The 17,723-nt window shown below is 40.1% G+C and carries 15 protein-coding genes, 1 tRNA gene, 1 other RNA gene and 1 pseudogene; 13 read left to right on the forward strand and 5 right to left on the reverse strand.

Annotation, left to right across the window (positions count from 1 at the left end; genetic code table 11):
• Window position 1: 1 nt before the first annotated feature.
• Window positions 2–637: an SGNH/GDSL hydrolase family protein gene (locus D8837_RS02930; protein WP_125456150.1), complete on the forward strand. Its 636-nt coding sequence runs from the start codon at window positions 2–4 to the stop codon at window positions 635–637.
• A gap of 61 nt (window positions 638–698) precedes the next feature.
• Window positions 699–1,046, forward strand: a transfer-messenger RNA (tmRNA) gene (ssrA, locus tag D8837_RS02935).
• 136 nt (window positions 1,047–1,182) lie between these two features.
• Here the strand turns inward: ssrA and D8837_RS02940 are convergent.
• Complete coding sequence (locus D8837_RS02940; RefSeq protein WP_260468866.1) at window positions 1,183–1,551, reverse strand: tyrosine-type recombinase/integrase; 369 nt, start codon at window positions 1,549–1,551, stop codon at window positions 1,183–1,185.
• Window positions 1,523–2,218, reverse strand: coding sequence for a hypothetical protein (locus tag D8837_RS02945; RefSeq protein ID WP_084924199.1), 696 nt, complete (start codon window positions 2,216–2,218; stop codon window positions 1,523–1,525). Before D8837_RS02945 ends, D8837_RS02940 begins: the two co-directional genes overlap by 29 nt.
• A 142-nt stretch (window positions 2,219–2,360) precedes the next feature.
• Between D8837_RS02945 and D8837_RS09490 the strand changes: the two are divergent.
• The 3 genes and pseudogenes from D8837_RS09490 to D8837_RS02960 form a co-directional block, all read left to right on the forward strand.
• Window positions 2,361–2,468: pseudogene (locus D8837_RS09490) on the forward strand (IS3 family transposase); the annotation flags it as partial.
• Between the two features lie 373 nt (window positions 2,469–2,841).
• Window positions 2,842–2,929 (forward strand) — tRNA-Ser (locus tag D8837_RS02955).
• A gap of 78 nt (window positions 2,930–3,007) precedes the next feature.
• A complete protein-coding gene (locus D8837_RS02960) occupies window positions 3,008–3,931 on the forward strand; it encodes a hypothetical protein (RefSeq protein ID WP_125456152.1) in 924 nt (307 codons plus the stop codon).
• A 237-nt stretch (window positions 3,932–4,168) separates the two neighbouring features.
• Here D8837_RS02960 and D8837_RS02965 read toward each other — a convergent pair whose 3' ends face one another.
• A complete protein-coding gene (locus D8837_RS02965; RefSeq protein ID WP_185755649.1) occupies window positions 4,169–5,452 on the reverse strand; it encodes a uracil-xanthine permease family protein in 1,284 nt (427 codons plus the stop codon).
• A gap of 204 nt (window positions 5,453–5,656) precedes the next feature.
• The gene (rsmG, locus tag D8837_RS02970) at window positions 5,657–6,370 is read right to left on the reverse strand and encodes a 16S rRNA (guanine(527)-N(7))-methyltransferase RsmG (RefSeq protein WP_125456154.1); all 714 of its coding nucleotides are present in this window, start codon (window positions 6,368–6,370) and stop codon (window positions 5,657–5,659) included.
• A 93-nt stretch (window positions 6,371–6,463) separates the two neighbouring features.
• Here rsmG and D8837_RS02975 point away from each other — a divergent pair, with 93 nt between their 5' ends.
• Window positions 6,464–7,024 (forward strand): LemA family protein, encoded by a 561-nt coding sequence (locus D8837_RS02975; RefSeq protein ID WP_000219833.1) that lies wholly within the window; start codon window positions 6,464–6,466, stop codon window positions 7,022–7,024.
• A 1-nt stretch (window position 7,025) separates the two neighbouring features.
• Complete coding sequence (gene htpX, locus D8837_RS02980; protein ID WP_125456155.1) at window positions 7,026–7,925, forward strand: zinc metalloprotease HtpX; 900 nt, start codon at window positions 7,026–7,028, stop codon at window positions 7,923–7,925.
• A gap of 151 nt (window positions 7,926–8,076) precedes the next feature.
• On the opposite strand, the gene D8837_RS02985 is transcribed toward htpX, so the two are convergent.
• The gene (locus tag D8837_RS02985; RefSeq protein WP_125456156.1) at window positions 8,077–9,636 is read right to left on the reverse strand and encodes an ATP-binding cassette domain-containing protein; all 1,560 of its coding nucleotides are present in this window, start codon (window positions 9,634–9,636) and stop codon (window positions 8,077–8,079) included.
• Window positions 9,637–10,198: 562 nt separating this feature from the next.
• On the opposite strand from D8837_RS02985, the gene D8837_RS02990 reads away from it, so the two are divergent.
• The 6 genes from D8837_RS02990 (at window position 10,199) to carB (ending at window position 17,550) form a co-directional block, all read left to right on the forward strand.
• Complete coding sequence (locus D8837_RS02990; RefSeq protein ID WP_125456157.1) at window positions 10,199–10,741, forward strand: YceD family protein; 543 nt, start codon at window positions 10,199–10,201, stop codon at window positions 10,739–10,741.
• Window positions 10,741–11,370, forward strand: coding sequence for an endonuclease III (nth, locus tag D8837_RS02995; RefSeq protein WP_033683795.1), 630 nt, complete (start codon window positions 10,741–10,743; stop codon window positions 11,368–11,370). Before D8837_RS02990 ends, nth begins: the two co-directional genes overlap by 1 nt.
• Before the next feature lie 210 nt (window positions 11,371–11,580).
• Entirely contained in the window at window positions 11,581–12,102 is a 522-nt protein-coding gene (gene pyrR, locus D8837_RS03000) for a bifunctional pyr operon transcriptional regulator/uracil phosphoribosyltransferase PyrR (protein WP_125386008.1), read from the forward strand.
• Between the two features lie 18 nt (window positions 12,103–12,120).
• Entirely contained in the window at window positions 12,121–13,044 is a 924-nt protein-coding gene (locus D8837_RS03005; protein WP_125456158.1) for an aspartate carbamoyltransferase catalytic subunit, read from the forward strand.
• 49 nt (window positions 13,045–13,093) lie between these two features.
• Complete coding sequence (locus D8837_RS03010) at window positions 13,094–14,173, forward strand: carbamoyl phosphate synthase small subunit (RefSeq protein WP_000166853.1); 1,080 nt, start codon at window positions 13,094–13,096, stop codon at window positions 14,171–14,173.
• 200 nt (window positions 14,174–14,373) lie between these two features.
• Entirely contained in the window at window positions 14,374–17,550 is a 3,177-nt protein-coding gene (gene carB, locus D8837_RS03015; RefSeq protein WP_125456159.1) for a carbamoyl-phosphate synthase large subunit, read from the forward strand.
• Window positions 17,551–17,723: the final 173 nt, after the last annotated feature.

Below are 17,723 nucleotides of genomic sequence, written 5' to 3' on the forward strand. Positions count from 1 at the left end.
AGTGGCAGTACAGTTATTAGAAAATTGGTTACTAAAGGAACAAGAAAAAATCCAAACCAAGTATCGTCACTTAAATCAAGTTTCTGTTCTAGAGCCAGATATTCTTTTTATTGGGGATTCCATTGTCGAATATTATCCTCTGCAGGAACTATTTGGGACTTCGAAGACGATTGTCAATCGAGGCATTCGAGGTTATCAGATGGGGCTGTTACTAGAGAATCTAGATGCGCATCTTTACGGTGGGGCGGTAGATAAAATTGTCCTTTTGATTGGGACAAATGATATCGGAAAAGATGTGCCTGTGAATGAGGCTCTCAATAATCTCGAAGCTATCATACAATCCATTGCTCGCGATTATCCATTGACTGAGATTAAATTGCTTTCTATTTTGCCAGTCAATGAGGGAGAGGAGTACAAGCAGACAGTCTATATCCGCACGAATGAAAAAATTCAGAAATGGAATCAAGCCTATCAAGAGCTTGCTTCTGCCTATATGCAGGTAGAATTTGTGCCAGTTTTTGATAGTTTGATAGACCAAGAAGGTCAACTCAAAAAAGAATATACAACTGATGGGTTGCACCTTAGTGTTACTGGTTATCAAGTTTTGACCAACGCTGTGAAAGACTATCTTGTGTAGTTAGTCGATTTCCTTTTTGCATTTTTGAGTTAGATAAGGTATAATGGTTTTATTGTCTTTTGGGGTCGTTACGGATTCGACAGGCATTATGAGGCATATTTTGCGACTCGTGTGGCGACGTAAACGCTCAGTTAAATATAACTGCAAAAAATAACACTTCTTACGCTCTAGCTGCCTAAAAACCAGCAGACGTGACCCGATTTGGATTGCTCGTGTTCAATGACAGGTCTTATTATTAGCGAGATACGATCAAGTCTTGTCTAGCGACTTGATAAGAGATTGATAGACTCGCAGTTTCTAGGCTTGAGTTATGTGTCGAGGGACTGTTAAACTAATACATAACCTATGGTTGTAGACAAATATGTTGGCAGGTGTTTGGACGTGGGTTCGACTCCCACCGGCTCCATTATTCCTTTGCATTCTTTTGCATTCCTTGGTAAAACGTTGTTAAATCAACGTTTTTTGTTTTTTTCTTTGGTATTCCTTGGCATTCTTTTGTAAAAAAGGGAGTCACAAAAGGAGTCACAAAAAGGAGGCGAACCTCCTTAAAAATCAATATAATTTGCAAAGCGTTCTCCGATGTCGTCCTTAGCTTGCTTGGCTATGTGGGTATAAACGTTCATGGTCGTTTTCAAATCAGAATGCCCTAGACGATGTTGGACTTGCTTCAAGGTCATACCAGCATCGAAACATAGATTGGCATGTGTATGTCTGAACCCGTGGATTTTAATCGGACGCAGGTCGCTACCTTCCACAATTTTGATAAGCCACTTTCTGGGCAAGGTGCTCGGAATTGGCTTTTTAAATTCATTTTCAAAAATGTATTTGGTGTTTGGATTCTGCTTTCTCCATTTTTTCAAAATGCTTTTTGTCTTTTTATCTAGACTAATCAGTAGTTTTAAGTGTGAAAGCATTTGGATACTTCGCTTGCAACTCAAAGATTTTCTCAAGTTTTTCAGGTTCTTGAAAAGCCATCATGATAATATCTTCTTGAGTCATTGGACGATTGGTAGTTGGTGCGTTTGCAATATTGCTGTTTAACGTTTCAATAGCATCATAGATATTGTTAATAGTAGATTTTAACTGGGCGAACTCTTGAGTTGTGACATAGTCTTTTTCATCATTATTTTTCTTTTTTAATGTTGAAAAGTCTAGACTTTCTTCGGTCTTTTGAATCCGTTGGATAGTTTTGTTAACAGATTCAAGGACATCTGTTCCTGAAGTATTTTTCAAATCATACTGTATGATATTGATTGTTCGAATATCAAATGGGATGTCTTCATTAGTTTGCTGTCTTAAAAAAATGGTTGGCAAATCCAAAGCCTTACGATAGCCAAGTTCTAAAAAGACATTTGGATTGTTACCTGTTATATCAACAATAACAAGGTCTGACTTTATTAGAGCGTCAAATATTTTATCATCTATTCTATCAGAATGATATAATTCATCAGCTCTTTTTACATCGTATTTATCGGACAAAGCTGGCTTAATGATGTGTCTTAAGACGCTATCAGAATGATTTCTAATTTCTGATTTTTCTGGACCAATAGCAGAGACGACAAAACAAATTTTTTGTGACATGGTTTTTCTCCAATCATTTTATTTTGATTATACCATATTTGAAAGCGAGTTAGAATTGGAAGATAAAATCATCGAACTTGCTGATTACTTCATCAGCGAGAACACAACGTACAGAGAAGCTAAAATAGCGTGTGAGAAGCTATTGAAACAAGTCATTGTAGACTATATTGATTACTACAACAATAAACGAATTAAGGTAAAACTAAAAGGACTTAGCCCTGTACAATACAGAACTAAATCCTTCGGATAAATTAATTGTCTAACTTTTGGGGGTCAGTACATAAATCAACGTTTTTTATTTTGAAATTTTTATAAAAACTAAAAATATGAACTTAACATTCAAAAATTAGACATAAAAAAATCGAAAAATATACCGATTTTCATCTCAGCGCATGATATAATGATTATATATTGTGGGTTTATTGTAAAGTTGTTTTTGATTTTTAAAAAGAACAATTATCCAGAAAAGAGGATATGTAACATAGTTTTAAATGATTCTTGAATTTGAACATTGGGTATAATTGAGTTCGATGGTAAGCGGAAAAAAATTAAATAAACAAAAAATGATGTTTATTCGTGATGTTAGGTTTGATAAATCCAATCGTTCTAGTATTTTTATTTTTGGAGAATTACTCAAGAGGCTGAAGAGGGCGGTTTGCTAAATCGTTAGGTCGGGTAACTGGCGCGAGGGTTCGAATCCCTCATTCTCCGTTAGAATAATCTTGAGATTTTCTAAAGAAACACTCTTAGGGACTTTTTCCAAGAGTAAATTTTATAAAGAGGTGTATTATGAAAAAAGTTAAGTTGCTTGGTATTTTAGCGCTCTCAGCAGTTGTCTTAGGTGCTTGTTCTTCACTTCCGAGTCAGTCAGGGTCGAATTCTGACAAAACCGAACAAACTGATAAGAAAGAAGAATCAGTCAAAGAAAAAGTTACAAAAGATGCTGAAATTTTATTAGATGCAGTTTTGACTACTGATATTGCTAAGTTTAAAAAGATCTACGGCGAAAACTATGAAAAATGGACTGAGGCAGTATTTGCGGTTCAAACTAGTGAAAAGGTAAAAGATGATGGTCTTACACCAGCTTCTACCTATTCTGTTCAATGGCATGCTGATTTCCCTATTGAAACACCAGAAGAAACTATTACTGGTTTCTTAAAAGTAAGACGAAAAATGTTCCAAGAGATTGGTTCTTACTCTATTAAAGATGTTAAGTTAGACGAATCAGGGAGTTCAGCTACTGTAACTTTCACATCTAAAAAGTTGCATTCTAAGGGCTTGGCTTCTTCAACAAGAGACGTTTTAACTACTCTAATTGGAGGGATTGACAACTTAGGTAAGTACAATACTGCGGGATCAAATGTTGATATTAAACGATACCAAACATTAATTTCATACTGGATTTTTGAGCATCTGTTTAGGCATGATTTTACTATCTATAACGATGTTGACCCTAACTTAGCGTATACACCATTTACTACTGGAGATTTTGATACTGAAATCAAATTAACCAAAGATAAGGATGGCAACTGGCTTATCTCTCAAGAGGATTATCGTACTCTAGCAACCGAGTTAATTGATAATACAGAAGGTTATGAGACTGTTGTTAGAAGCAATGTTTCAAAAACTAACGACAAAGATAAGTCTAGTGATAAATCGACAGGCAACTCAACAGATAAATCTTCAGATAAAAAAGATAAAAGTAGTATCTGATAATTAGTTTAAAAAATAAAGCAAGTAGTTCATAATAGCTACTTGCTTTATTTCGTTTTATTAGCAAAAAAGGATGCGACTGATATTTTATTATAGTAATCATTTGGACGTAGCCTTTTTAATCTATCTTTATTTTTAATTTCATTTTGTGAATGTGTAAAAAAGATAGCAAGCTTTAAAAAAATAAAATTTTCCAGCTTCGAATCAACTAGGATTGGAAACCAGAAAATTTTATTTCTAATCTTTATTTTCGTATGGCAAGATCAAGTTCAAGATGATTCCTGTCATGGCTGATAGGGCAGTACCTGAAAGGGTAACTGGACCAAGTTTAAGGATAGCTCCACCAAGTCCAAGGACCAACATAGCACTTGCGATAATTAGGTTACGCATTTGACTGAAGTCTACACGTTCTTTGATCAAGACTTTCAAACCATTACTTGCGATAACTCCGTAGAGAAGGATTGACATACCACCAAGTACAGCATTTGGAATGGTTGAAATCAAGGCAGTGAATTTACCAAGGAAGCTGAGGGCAATCGCGATAAAGGCAGCGTTACGGATAACTGAGACAGAAGCGATACGAGTCATACCGATAACCCCTGTATTTTCTCCATAAGTTGTATTGGCTGGTCCACCAAGGAAGGCAGAAACAGAAGTTGCGATACCGTCACCAAGAAGAGTACGGTGAAGACCTGGTTCTTTCAAGAATTGACGGCCACAGATTTGACCCAAAACAGTATGGTCTCCAATATGTTCAGAAATTGTTACGATAGCGATTGGCAAGATGGCGATGGTTTCTGGCCCAAAGTAAAGATTATATTCTTTAAAGGCACCACCTGTGCTAAATGGCAAGTAGAAACCAGGAATTTCAAACCAGTTAGCTTTAAGAACTGGTGTAAAGTCAACCAAGCCAAGAGTTAGTGCGAAGAGGTAACCACCGATAATGGCAAAGAGAAATGGAATGATTCGGAGGAAGCCTTTTCCCTTTGTATTGATAAAGGCAGCAATCAAGAAAGTAACAACCGCTACAAGAGCATTTTTCCAATTTCCGTCCGCTACAAGACCAGCATTAGTAACAGCTGAACCTGCAAGTCCAAGACCGATAACGATGATCATAGGTCCGATGACGATTGGTGGCAAGAGTTTATCAATCCATTTTGTACCTGCAAAACGAACACCAGTAGCCACAAGGACATAGACCAAACCAGTCAAGATAACCCCTGTTTGGGCAGCAGATACATCACCACCCATTTCTTTCATAGCCAGTGACATAGCTGTGATAAAGGCAAATGAAGAACCTAGATAAACTGGAACTCTAAAACCAGTTGCGATCATGTAGATGAGTGTCCCGACACCTGAAGCAAAAAGGGCAACAGATACAGGCATTCCCAAAATCAAGGGTACCAAGATGGTCGCACCAAACATGGCGAAAACGTGTTGGAAGCTAAGGAGAATTCCTTTTCCAGCCGAAGGACGTTGGTCAACGTCTAGTAACAAATCAACAGTTGATTCTTGTTTCATATAAACCTCACTTTTGGGCATCAAAAAAGAGCCCATTATTTTACAGCAATAGGCCCTCAGAGTAAGACTTCTCTAAAATCTAGACTTTAAAGAGTTTTAAATATTTCTGCGTCTTCGTCACCTCACGGGATGACATTAAAAACCTTTGCTTGTGATAGTATAGCAGAAATTACGAACTTTGTAAATATTTTTTTACTAAAAAATTTAAAGCGGGCGTTTGTTGGGCATGCCAGCCTTTCTTGGATATTTATTTGGCGTTTCTTTTTTCTTTTCTACCACTGTGATGTAGCGCGGATCTCCATTAGGTAGGTCGTAGCTGAGATTGTCTTCTACTTTACTAAAAAGGAGGTTGAGGGCATTCTTAGCTTCTAATAACTCCTCAGGCGCATTGCTGGCCTTGAGTGCCAATAGTTTCCCACCAACTTTAAGGTAAGGAATTGTCAATTCAGATAGAACCTGCATGCGGGCAACCGCACGAGCTGTTACAAAATCATATTGAGCACGAAAGTTCTTGTCTTGGGCAAAATCTTCGGCACGTCCATGGTAGAAGTGAACACCTTCCAAATCCAGCTCCTGAGCCAACAGTTGGAGGAAGTTGATGCGCTTGTTGAGAGAATCAATGATAGTTACATCTAACTGAGGATAGAGGATTTTCATCGGCAGACTAGGAAATCCTGCCCCAGCTCCAATATCAAGAAGTTTGATATTTTCATTGGGAATCAAGCCTTGAAGAATGGGTGCAATCGAATCGTAAAAATGTTTGAGATAAACTTCTTCCTTGTCTGTAATGGCTGTTAAATTAATCTTTTCATTCCACTCGACCAAGAGCTCAAAATAACGTTCAAATTGTTTTTTTTGCTGGTCCGAAAGTGGAAGATTCTGATCGGCAAGCAGGTTGTAAAATGTTTCTGGTTTCATAGTTATTTCCTTCTTTAGTATCATCTTATTTTACCACAATCATTAAAAATTTGATATACTGGTACTAATCTAAAAGCAGAAAGGACTTATATAATGACTTGGATTATTCTTGGAGTTTTAGCTCTTATTGTTATTTTTGTGATTGTTAGCTATAACGGTTTGGTTAAGAATCGTATGCAAACAAAGGAGGCTTGGAGCCAAATTGATGTTCAGTTGAAACGTCGAAATGATCTCTTGCCAAACTTGATTGAAACTGTAAAAGGTTATGCCAAATATGAAGGTTCTACCCTTGAAAAGGTAGCAGAACTGCGTAACCAAGTGGCAGCAGCGACTTCACCAGCAGAAGCTATGAAAGCTAGTGATGCCCTCACTCGTCAAGTTTCAGGTATTTTTGCAGTTGCAGAAAGCTATCCAGATTTGAAAGCTAGTGCAAACTTTGTTAAATTGCAAGAGGAGTTGACAAACACAGAAAATAAAATTTCTTACTCTCGTCAACTCTACAACAGTGTTGTCAGCAACTACAATGTAAAATTAGAAACTTTCCCAAGCAATATTATCGCTGGAATGTTTGGATTTAAAGCAGCAGATTTCCTTCAAACTCCAGAAGAGGAAAAGGCAGTTCCTAAGGTTGATTTTAGCGGTTTAGGTGACTAAGATGTTGTTTGATCAAATTGCAAGCAATAAACGAAAAACTTGGATTTTGTTGCTGGTATTTTTCCTACTCTTATCTCTGGTTGGCTATGCGGTTGGTTACCTCTTTATGAGGTCTGGTCTTGGCGGTTTGGTTATTGCACTGATTATCGGCTTTATCTATGCCATGTCTATGATTTTTCAATCAACAGAGATTGTCATGTCCATGAATGGGGCGCGTGAGGTTGATGAGCAAACGGCACCAGATCTTTATCATGTAGTGGAAGATATGGCTATGGTTGCTCAGATTCCCATGCCACGTGTTTTCATCATTGATGATCCAGCCTTAAATGCCTTTGCGACAGGTTCAAATCCTCAAAACGCAGCGGTTGCTGCGACTTCAGGTCTCCTTACTATCATGAATCGCGAGGAGCTAGAAGCTGTTATGGGACATGAAGTCAGTCATATTCGTAATTATGATATCCGTATTTCGACTATTGCTGTTGCCCTTGCTAGTGCTATCACCATGCTTTCTAGTATGGCAGGTCGTATGATGTGGTGGGGTGGAGCAGGTCGTAGACGAAGTGATGATGACCGAGAAGGAAATGGCTTAGAAATCATTATGCTAGTGGTTTCCCTACTAGCTATTGTGCTGGCACCTCTCGCTGCAACCTTGGTGCAACTAGCTATTTCTCGTCAGAGGGAATTCCTAGCTGATGCTTCTAGTGTTGAGTTGACTCGCAATCCTCAAGGGATGATTAATGCTCTACGTAAGTTGGATAATAGTAAACCGATGAGTCATCCTGTCGATGATGCCAGCAGTGCACTTTATATCAATGATCCTAAGAAAGGGGGAGGGTTCCAAAAACTCTTTTATACCCACCCACCTATCTCAGAACGGATTGAACGTTTAAAACATATGTAAAATGAAGGCTGGGAAAAAGTCTTTAAAATCTTAAAAACGCATAATATCAGGTGTGTAAAAAACTTGATATTATGCGTTTTATTATGGGAAGATTTACTTTCTCTTCTCCTGGAATTGTGATTTTGTCCCACCTATCTGCAATGATAAAAATTTATAAATCTTGAAAATTAACTACCTCCAAACCGTGTTCTGTCAAACGATAGATACTCGTACAGACCTCTTTTAAGAAACGACGGTCATGCGAAACAGTGATGAGACCGCCTGGATAGGTGGCAAAGAGTTTTCTGATTTGGGGTTGAGAAGTGGGAGAAAAGTTTCGTGTAGGTTCATCCAGCAGGAGAAAGTTTGGTTTGCGCAAGACTAAATCCAAAAGTAGGAGTTTACCCTGTTGCCCGCCAGATAAGGAGCAAATTTGATGCTGCATTTCTGGGTAACTGAAATTGAGACTGGCTAAGTGAGATTGGATTTTCTGTAGTTCCTCTTTTTCTCCAGTTTTGCTGAGGTAGGCTATTGGTGATAAATCCAATTGCAGTTTTTTGTGGTAATCTTGTGGCATAAAACCAAGCGAAATTTCACTTTTGGCGCTAAGCAGTTGTTGAAACTTGGCTAGCAGAGTCGATTTTCCAACACCATTTGGGCCAATGATACCGATTTTTTCTTGGCCACGGACAGTTAGTTGTAGTTCCTGAGCCAAAACACGGTCGTCAATGGACAAATTTTCTTTTTCCAATTGGATTAAGACTTTAGAAGCCGGTAATGGTTGGATGTCTGAGAAGAAAAGTCTGATTTCTTCCTCTTCAAGTGGTTTTTGGGTCATGGACTGAGCTGTCTTTTCAAAGCGTTTTTCTTGAGAGAGGATATTTTTCATCTTTTTAGCCAATAGGCGACCGACAGTACTGTCTTTGGTAGCTCGAAGGGCAGTTTCTACATTTTGCTTGACTCGGCGATGCTTTTCCATGGTTTTATCGTAGGCTCTTTGGTCGTTAGCAGCTTGCTTGCTTTGTTTGGTAAAATTAGCCTTTCTCTGGTCGCTATAGCTATCATAGTCTAAATGCTCTACTAGCGTTTCTGCTTCTTTACGGTGCTTGACCAGTCGCAAGTGAACAATAGTGTCTGCCGTTTGAGAAAGAAAGTCTTCATCATGGGAAATAAAAATAACAGTTTGCCTAATCTTGCGAATCTTACCTTTTAGCCAATCAACTGTTTCAAGGTCCAGGTCATTTGAAGGTTCATCTAAAAAGAGAATCTCAAAAGGGTTGGCTAACTCATGGATGAGCTGAATTTTCAAAGCTTCGCCCCCTGATAGACTGCCAATCTCTTGGTTGCTAGCGAAGCGATCGCCATCAAAATGCAATTCCTCAGCCAAACGATAGAGGATACTGTAGTCTAAATCAAGAGAATCTAAAAAGAAGTAGTCGTGTAGACTTTTCTTTTTCAGCTCATCGGGAAGTTTTTGAGGAATATAGGCCAGTGACTGATAGTCAGACTGGATGTCTCCCTTGATAGTGAAATCAGACAAATATTCCCCCATTAAAGTTTTAAGTAAGGTTGATTTGCCATTTCCTTCCTCTCCAATAATAGCTACTTTTTCCCCGTCTTGGATGGTCGTGTTTAAGTCTGAGACAAGATCTCGTAAATCTTTGTTTTGTGTGATGGTCAGATGATTGATTTTTATCATATAATTGTCCTTTCTAGAATGTCCATAGTGCATAACAAAAAGCTCTACTTTACCTAGTAGAGCTAAAAGTCTATGTCAAAAAAACTCTATTAATACTCTGCGAAAATCTCTTCAAACCACGTCAGCGTTGCCTTACTGTACTCAAGTACAGCTTGCGACTAGCTTCCTAGTTTGCTCTTTGATTTTCATTGAGTATTATAAAATGCCAGAAAAAGAGCATAAAAGAGCACACAAAAAGAGACAAAAACAAGATCTACTAAATAAAGGTTCTTTATTTGATAGACTTAGTTGTTCATGTCTCCCTTACCTCCGAGTATTAGTACCTCTATCCTATACCTTTCAGGATATTTTGTCAACAGAAAACTGACAATTCTAATCTCTAAAATATGAGTGGTAAGCATTAGTAGTGAGCTCTTTGTCTCCCCTAGGGGCATCCTCCTTGCTATCATGTATTCTTGCCTATAGTATAGCACTAAAAAACAAAAAACAACATAGTAAACATATTGAAAATTGGAATTTTAATTACAAAGTTTGGTGTGCTGATTTGTAGCCTTTTCATGGTATAATCAAGAGAGTAAATCTTTATGGAGGAAGTATGAAATTAAATATTCAAGAAATTCGTAAGCAGACTGAAGGCTTGCATTTTGAACAAACGTTAGACCTAGCCGCAGACCTGCGTGCACGCAATCAAGAAATTTTAGATGTAAAAGATATTCTTGCAGTTGGGAAAGTACAGTACGAAGACCGTATGTATTTCTTAGATTATCAACTATCTTATACTATTGTTCTTGCTTCAAGTCGCAGTATGGAGCCAGTTGAGTTAGTTGAATCTTATCCAGTAACGGAAGTTTTCATGGAAGGCGCAACTAACCAACTAGATCAAGAAGTTCTAGATGATGATTTGGTCTTGCCTATCGAAAATGGAGAACTTGACCTGGCTGAGAGCGTATCAGACAATATCCTGCTCAACATTCCTATTAAGGTCTTGACAGCTGAAGAAGAGGCTGGTCAAGGGTTTGTTTCTGGAAATGACTGGCAAATCATGACAGAGGAAGAATACCAAGCTCAACAAGCAGTTAAGAAAGAAGAAAACAGTCCTTTTGCTGGCCTACAAGGACTATTTGATGGAGACGAATAATGGTCTTGTCAAAAAAACGAGCACGAAAGGTGCTAGAAGAAATCATTGCTCTGTTTCCAGATGCTAAGCCTAGTCTTGATTTTACCAATCATTTTGAACTCTTGGTTGCGGTCATGTTGTCAGCTCAGACAACGGATGCAGCGGTAAATAAGGCTACACCGGGTCTCTTTGCTACCTTTCCAACGCCACAAGCCATGTCTGTTGCAACAGAGAGTGAGATTGCTTCACACATTTCTCGCCTGGGACTGTATCGAAATAAGGCCAAATTCCTTAAAAAATGTGCCCAACAGTTACTAGATGATTTTGATGGTCAAGTTCCTCAAACACGTGAGGAATTGGAGAGTTTGGCAGGTGTTGGTCGCAAGACAGCCAATGTTGTCATGAGTGTAGGATTTGGGATTCCAGCCTTTGCAGTGGATACTCATGTGGAGCGTATTTGCAAACACCACGATATTGTCAAAAAATCAGCGACACCGCTTGAGGTTGAAAAGCGAGTCATGGATATCTTGCCACCGGAGCAGTGGCTAGCAGCTCATCAGGCCATGATTTATTTTGGAAGAGCCATTTGCCATCCTAAAAATCCAGAGTGTGACCAGTACCCACAGTTATATGATTTTAGCAATTTATAAGATGGCTCATCAAAAGTTTTTGCTTGATTTTAAGCATGCTTTGTGCTATAGTAATTGATAACTAAATATTCCTTTAAACCTGTCCCGTGAGGCAGGCAAGGAGCGCGATAAAGTAGAAGGGTGAAGTCTATACTGTTTGCAGTAGGGCTCGCTTGGCTATACATTTCAAGTCTCCTTGTTTAAGGAGACTTTTCTTTTTGGAGGTTTGTCATGAAGGCAAAAGAAGTTGTAGACGAATTGACCGTCAAACGAGCGATTACGCGTATTACTTATGAGATTATCGAACGCAACAAAGATTTGAATAAAATCGTCTTGGCTGGTATTAAAACTCGCGGTGTCTTTATCGCCCACCGAATCCAAGAACGTTTGGAGCAATTAGAAAATCTTTCAGTTCCGGTTGTAGAATTGGATACTAAACCTTTCCGTGATGATGTTAAAAGTGGAGAAGATACTTCTTTTGTTTCTGTTGATGTGACAGACCGTGAAGTTATCTTGGTGGACGATGTGCTTTATACAGGCCGTACTATCCGTGCTGCTATTGATAATATTGTCGGTCATGGTCGTCCTGCGCGCGTGAGTTTAGCAGTTCTAGTCGATCGTGGACATAGAGAATTGCCAATCCGCCCAGATTACGTTGGAAAAAATATCCCAACTAGTCGTTCTGAAGAAATCATCGTAGAGATGGCAGAACTTGATGGCCAAGACAGAGTTCTGATTACTGAAGAAGCTTAGAAAGCTAAAGGAGTAGCCATGTCAGAAAATCAACAAGCATTGAACCATGTGGTGTCCATGGAAGACCTCACTGTCGATCAAGTGATGAAATTGATCAAGCGAGGAATTGAGTTTAAAAACGGAGCTCAGCTTCCTTATGAAGACCATCCGATTGTTTCCAATCTTTTCTTTGAGGATTCTACACGGACGCATAAGTCCTTTGAAGTTGCAGAGATTAAACTGGGATTGGAGCGACTTGAATTTGATGTGAAGACTAGTTCAGTCAATAAGGGTGAGACACTTTATGATACCATTTTGACTCTGTCTGCTTTAGGAGTGGATGTCTGTGTGATTCGCCACCCTGAGGTTGACTACTACAGAGAGTTAATTGCAAGTCCAACGATTACGACTTCCATCATCAATGGTGGAGATGGTTCGGGCCAACACCCTAGCCAGAGCTTGCTTGATTTGATGACTATTTATGAGGAATTTGGTCACTTTGAGGGTCTTAAGGTTGCGATTGCAGGTGACTTGGACCACTCACGCGTTGCTAAATCCAATATGCAGATTTTGAAACGCTTGGGAGCTGAACTTTACTTTGCTGGACCTGAGGAATGGAGAAGTCAAGAGTTTGCAGACTATGGACAGTTTGTAACTATTGATGAAATCATTGATCAGGTGGATGTCATGATGTTTCTCCGTGTGCAACATGAACGCCATGATAGTGGAGCTGTCTTTTCAAAAGAAGACTACCATGCCCAACATGGCTTGACTCAAGAACGTTATGATCGTTTGAAAGACACAGCAATCCTCATGCACCCAGCTCCAGTCAATCGTGATGTAGAAATCGCAGACCACTTGGTTGAAGCACCAAAATCACGGATTGTCCAACAAATGACCAATGGTGTCTTTGTCCGAATGGCAATCTTAGAATCCGTACTGGCGAGTAGAAACGCCAACTAAAACACAAGACGTTAAAAGACGCCAGTGAGCGTCCACGAGAGGTGAAAATATGACAAAAAGACTTCTAGTATTAGAAGATGGCACAGTTTTTGAAGGCAAGGCCTTCGGAGCAGATATTGATGTAACAGGCGAAATCGTCTTTAATACAGGAATGACCGGCTATCAAGAATCCATCACAGACCAGTCTTATAATGGACAAATCTTGACCTTTACTTATCCTTTGGTAGGAAATTATGGAATTAACCGTGATGATTACGAATCCATTATTCCAACTTGTAAGGGAGTCGTTGTTTTTGAAGAAGCACGTAGAGCAAGCAACTGGCGCAACCAAATGACGCTGGATGAATTTTTGAAAGCCAAGAAAATTCCTGGTATTTCAGGGATTGATACGCGTGCACTTACCAAGATTATCCGTAAGCATGGTACTATGCGTGCAACCTTGACTCATGTTGGAGACAGTATGGACCATGTGACGGATCAGCTCCAAGCGACAGTCTTGCCGACGGATAATATCAAGCAGGTTTCTACTAAAACATCCTATCCAGCTCCAGGAGTTGGTTTGAGCGTGGTTCTAGTGGACTTTGGTCTCAAGCACTCAATCCTACGTGAACTTTCTAAACGTAACTGTAACGTGACGGTTGTTCCTTATTCGACAACGGCTGAAGAAATTCTCCATCTCAATCCTGACGGAGTTATGTTGTCAAACGGTCCAGGTAACCCAGAAGATGTTCCACAGGCACTCGATATGATTCGAGGCGTGCAAGGAAAGATTCCAATCTTTGGTATTTGTATGGGGCACCAACTCTTTGCAATGGCAAACGGGGCAAAGACTTACAAGATGAAGTTTGGTCACCGTGGATTCAACCATGCGGTACGTGAAATTGCTACAGGACGTGTGGATTTTACAAGTCAAAACCATGGTTATGCAGTTAGCCGTGAGGATTTGCCAGAGCACTTGATCATTACCCATGAAGAAATCAATGACAAGTCAGTTGAAGGTGTACGTCACAGATACCAACCTGCTTTCTCTGTTCAATACCATCCAGATGCAGCCCCTGGTCCACACGACGCAAGCTACCTATTTGATGAGTTTATCGAGATGATGGAAGCTTTTAAACAATCAAACTAAGAACGAGTAAAAGCTCGTCGGAGAATTTATTTAATGGCAACCTGAGAGTTGCCGAATAGAAAGGAGAAGATACATTGTTCGCGGAAGTGAACACGCCCTAAGAACTGTGTGAAAAAGATAAACATTGTCTTGACGCTGAAGGCATCTGCACCGAGTTTCCTATTTTCGCTGTGTTCTTTACGGGCTTTGTATCATAAACTATGCCTAAACGTACTGATATTCAAAAAATTATGGTGATTGGTTCTGGTCCGATTATTATTGGTCAGGCTGCTGAGTTTGACTACGCGGGGACCCAGGCTTGCTTGTCTTTGAAAGAGGAAGGTTATGAAGTTGTCTTGGTTAACTCAAACCCTGCAACTATCATGACGGACAAAGAAATTGCTGACAAGGTTTATATTGAACCGATTACACTTGAGTTTGTGACACGAATTCTTCGCAAGGAACGTCCAGATGCCTTGCTACCAACACTCGGTGGTCAGACAGGTCTCAACATGGCCATGGAATTATCTAAAAATGGTATCCTTGATGAGCTTGGTGTTGAACTTCTGGGAACTAAATTATCTGCTATTGATCAAGCGGAGGATCGTGACCTCTTTAAACAATTGATGGAAGAATTGGAACAACCCATTCCAGAATCTGAAATTGTAAACACTGTTGAAGAAGCTGTTGCCTTTGCAGCAACAATTGGCTACCCAGTCATCGTTCGTCCAGCCTTTACACTTGGTGGTACTGGTGGTGGAATGTGTGCTAATGAGGAAGAATTGCGTGAAATCGCTGAAAATGGATTGAAATTGTCACCTGTGACCCAATGTTTGATTGAACGTTCGATTGCAGGTTTCAAGGAAATCGAATACGAAGTTATGCGTGACTCAGCTGACAATGCTTTGGTTGTTTGTAACATGGAAAACTTTGACCCAGTTGGGATTCATACAGGAGATTCCATTGTATTTGCCCCTGCTCAAACCATGTCAGACTATGAAAACCAAATGCTTCGTGACGCTAGCTTGAGCATTATTCGTGCCCTCAAGATTGAAGGTGGATGTAACGTTCAGTTGGCCCTTGACCCACACAGTTTTAAGTACTATGTCATCGAAGTAAACCCTCGTGTGTCGCGTTCTTCAGCCCTTGCTTCTAAGGCGACAGGTTACCCAATTGCTAAGTTGGCAGCCAAGATTGCAGTAGGTTTAACTTTGGATGAGATCATCAACCCAGTTACAGGTTCAACCTATGCCATGTTTGAACCAGCCCTTGACTATGTGGTTGCCAAGATTCCACGTTTCCCATTTGACAAGTTTGAAAAGGGTGAGCGCCGTCTTGGGACACAGATGAAGGCCACTGGAGAAGTCATGGCAATCGGTCGAAACATCGAAGAATCTCTCCTTAAAGCTTGTCGCTCCCTTGAAATTGGGGTGCACCACAATGAAATGTCTGAACTTGCAGAGGTTTCTGATGATTCCTTGATTGAAAAAGTAGTCAAAGCCCAGGATGACCGTCTCTTCTACGTATCAGAAGCAATTCGTCGTGGTTACACACCAGAAGAAATTGCTGAATTAACTAAGATTGATATCTTCTATCTTGATAAACTCCTACATATCTTTGAAATTGAGCAGGAGTTGAGTGCCCATCCACAAGATCTTGAAGTTTTGAAAACTGCAAAATTGAATGGGTTTTCAGACCGTAAGATTGCGGAACTTTGGGAAACGACTGCTGATCAAGTTCGTCAACTTCGCTTGGAAAACAAGATTGTTCCAGTTTATAAGATGGTCGATACTTGTGCTGCAGAGTTCGACTCTGAAACGCCATATTTCTATTCAACCTATGGTTGGGAAAACGAGTCTATCAAGTCTGATAAGGAATCCGTTCTAGTTCTAGGTTCTGGTCCAATCCGTATCGGTCAAGGGGTCGAGTTTGACTACGCAACTGTTCACTCGGTTAAGGCTATTCAAGCTGCTGGTTATGAGGCTATCATCATGAACTCAAACCCAGAAACCGTTTCAACAGACTTCTCTGTATCAGATAAGCTTTACTTTGAGCCATTGACATTCGAAGACGTTATGAACGTCATTGACTTGGAACAACCAAAGGGAGTTATCGTTCAGTTCGGTGGTCAAACAGCTATCAACCTTGCGGAGCCATTGGCAAAAGCAGGTGTGCCCATCCTTGGGACACAGGTTGCTGACCTAGACCGTGCCGAAGACCGTGACCTCTTTGAGCAAGCCCTAAAAGAATTGGATATTCCACAGCCACCAGGACAAACGGCTACCAATGAAGAAGAAGCAGTTCTTGCGGCTCGCAAGATTGGTTTCCCGGTTCTTGTCCGCCCATCTTATGTACTTGGTGGACGTGCCATGGAAATCGTTGAAAACGAAGCAGACCTTCGTTCTTACATGCGAACTGCTGTTAAGGCTAGTCCAGACCACCCAGTTCTTGTTGACTCTTACATCGTTGGGCAAGAATGCGAAGTTGATGCCATTTCAGATGGTAAAAATGTACTCATTCCTGGTATCATGGAGCATATCGAACGTGCCGGTGTCCACTCAGGTGACTCAATGGCCGTTTACCCACCACAAACCTTGTCGCAAAAGGTGCAAGAAACAATCGCAGACTATACTAAACGCCTAGCAATCGGTCTTAACTGCCTTGGAATGATGAACATCCAGTTTGTTATCAAGGATGAAAAAGTCTACGTTATTGAGGTCAATCCACGTGCTAGCCGTACGGTACCATTCCTTTCTAAGGTAACCAATATCCCTATGGCTCAGGTGGCGACTAAGCTCATTCTTGGGCAAAGTTTATCAGAACTTGGCTACCAAGATGGACTTTACCCTGAAAGCACCCGCGTTCATATCAAGGCACCTGTCTTCTCCTTTACCAAACTAGCTAAGGTAGACAGCTTACTTGGTCCTGAAATGAAGTCAACAGGGGAAGTTATGGGTTCTGATACGACTTTGGAAAAAGCTCTCTATAAGGCCTTTGAAGCTTCTTACTTACACTTGCCAACTTTTGGTAACGTTGTATTTACCATCGCTGATGATGCCAAAGAAGAAGCCTTGGACTTGGCTCGTCGTTTCCAAAATATTGGCTATGGAATCCTTGCGACAGAAGGGACAGCAACCTTCTTTGCTAGTCATGGATTGCAAGCCCAACCTGTTGGTAAGATTGGTGATGACAATAAAGATATCCCAAGTTTTGTTCGCAAAGGAAGAATTCAAGCTATCATTAACACAGTTGGAACAAAACGAACTGCAGACGAAGATGGTGAGCAAATCCGTCGTTCAGCCATTGAACACGGGGTACCCCTCTTTACAGCCCTAGATACAGCTAACGCCATGCTCAAAGTATTGGAAAGCCGTAGTTTTGTTACAGAAGCGATCTAGTTGAGAACAAATTTTCACAGTTTTAAAGCCAGCGTCATAAATCGCTGGCTTTTACAATACTGGTGTTGCTTATTGCAACTATCAAGCTTTCCTTAAGAATCATTCTAAAATGTGATATAATGAAGATGAATTGGAAATGGAAAACTATTTTCATTATATTTTCAAAAAATCCA

This window comes from Streptococcus mitis (genome assembly GCF_003942965.1).
In the GTDB taxonomy this organism is placed as follows: domain Bacteria; phylum Bacillota; class Bacilli; order Lactobacillales; family Streptococcaceae; genus Streptococcus; species Streptococcus mitis_BH.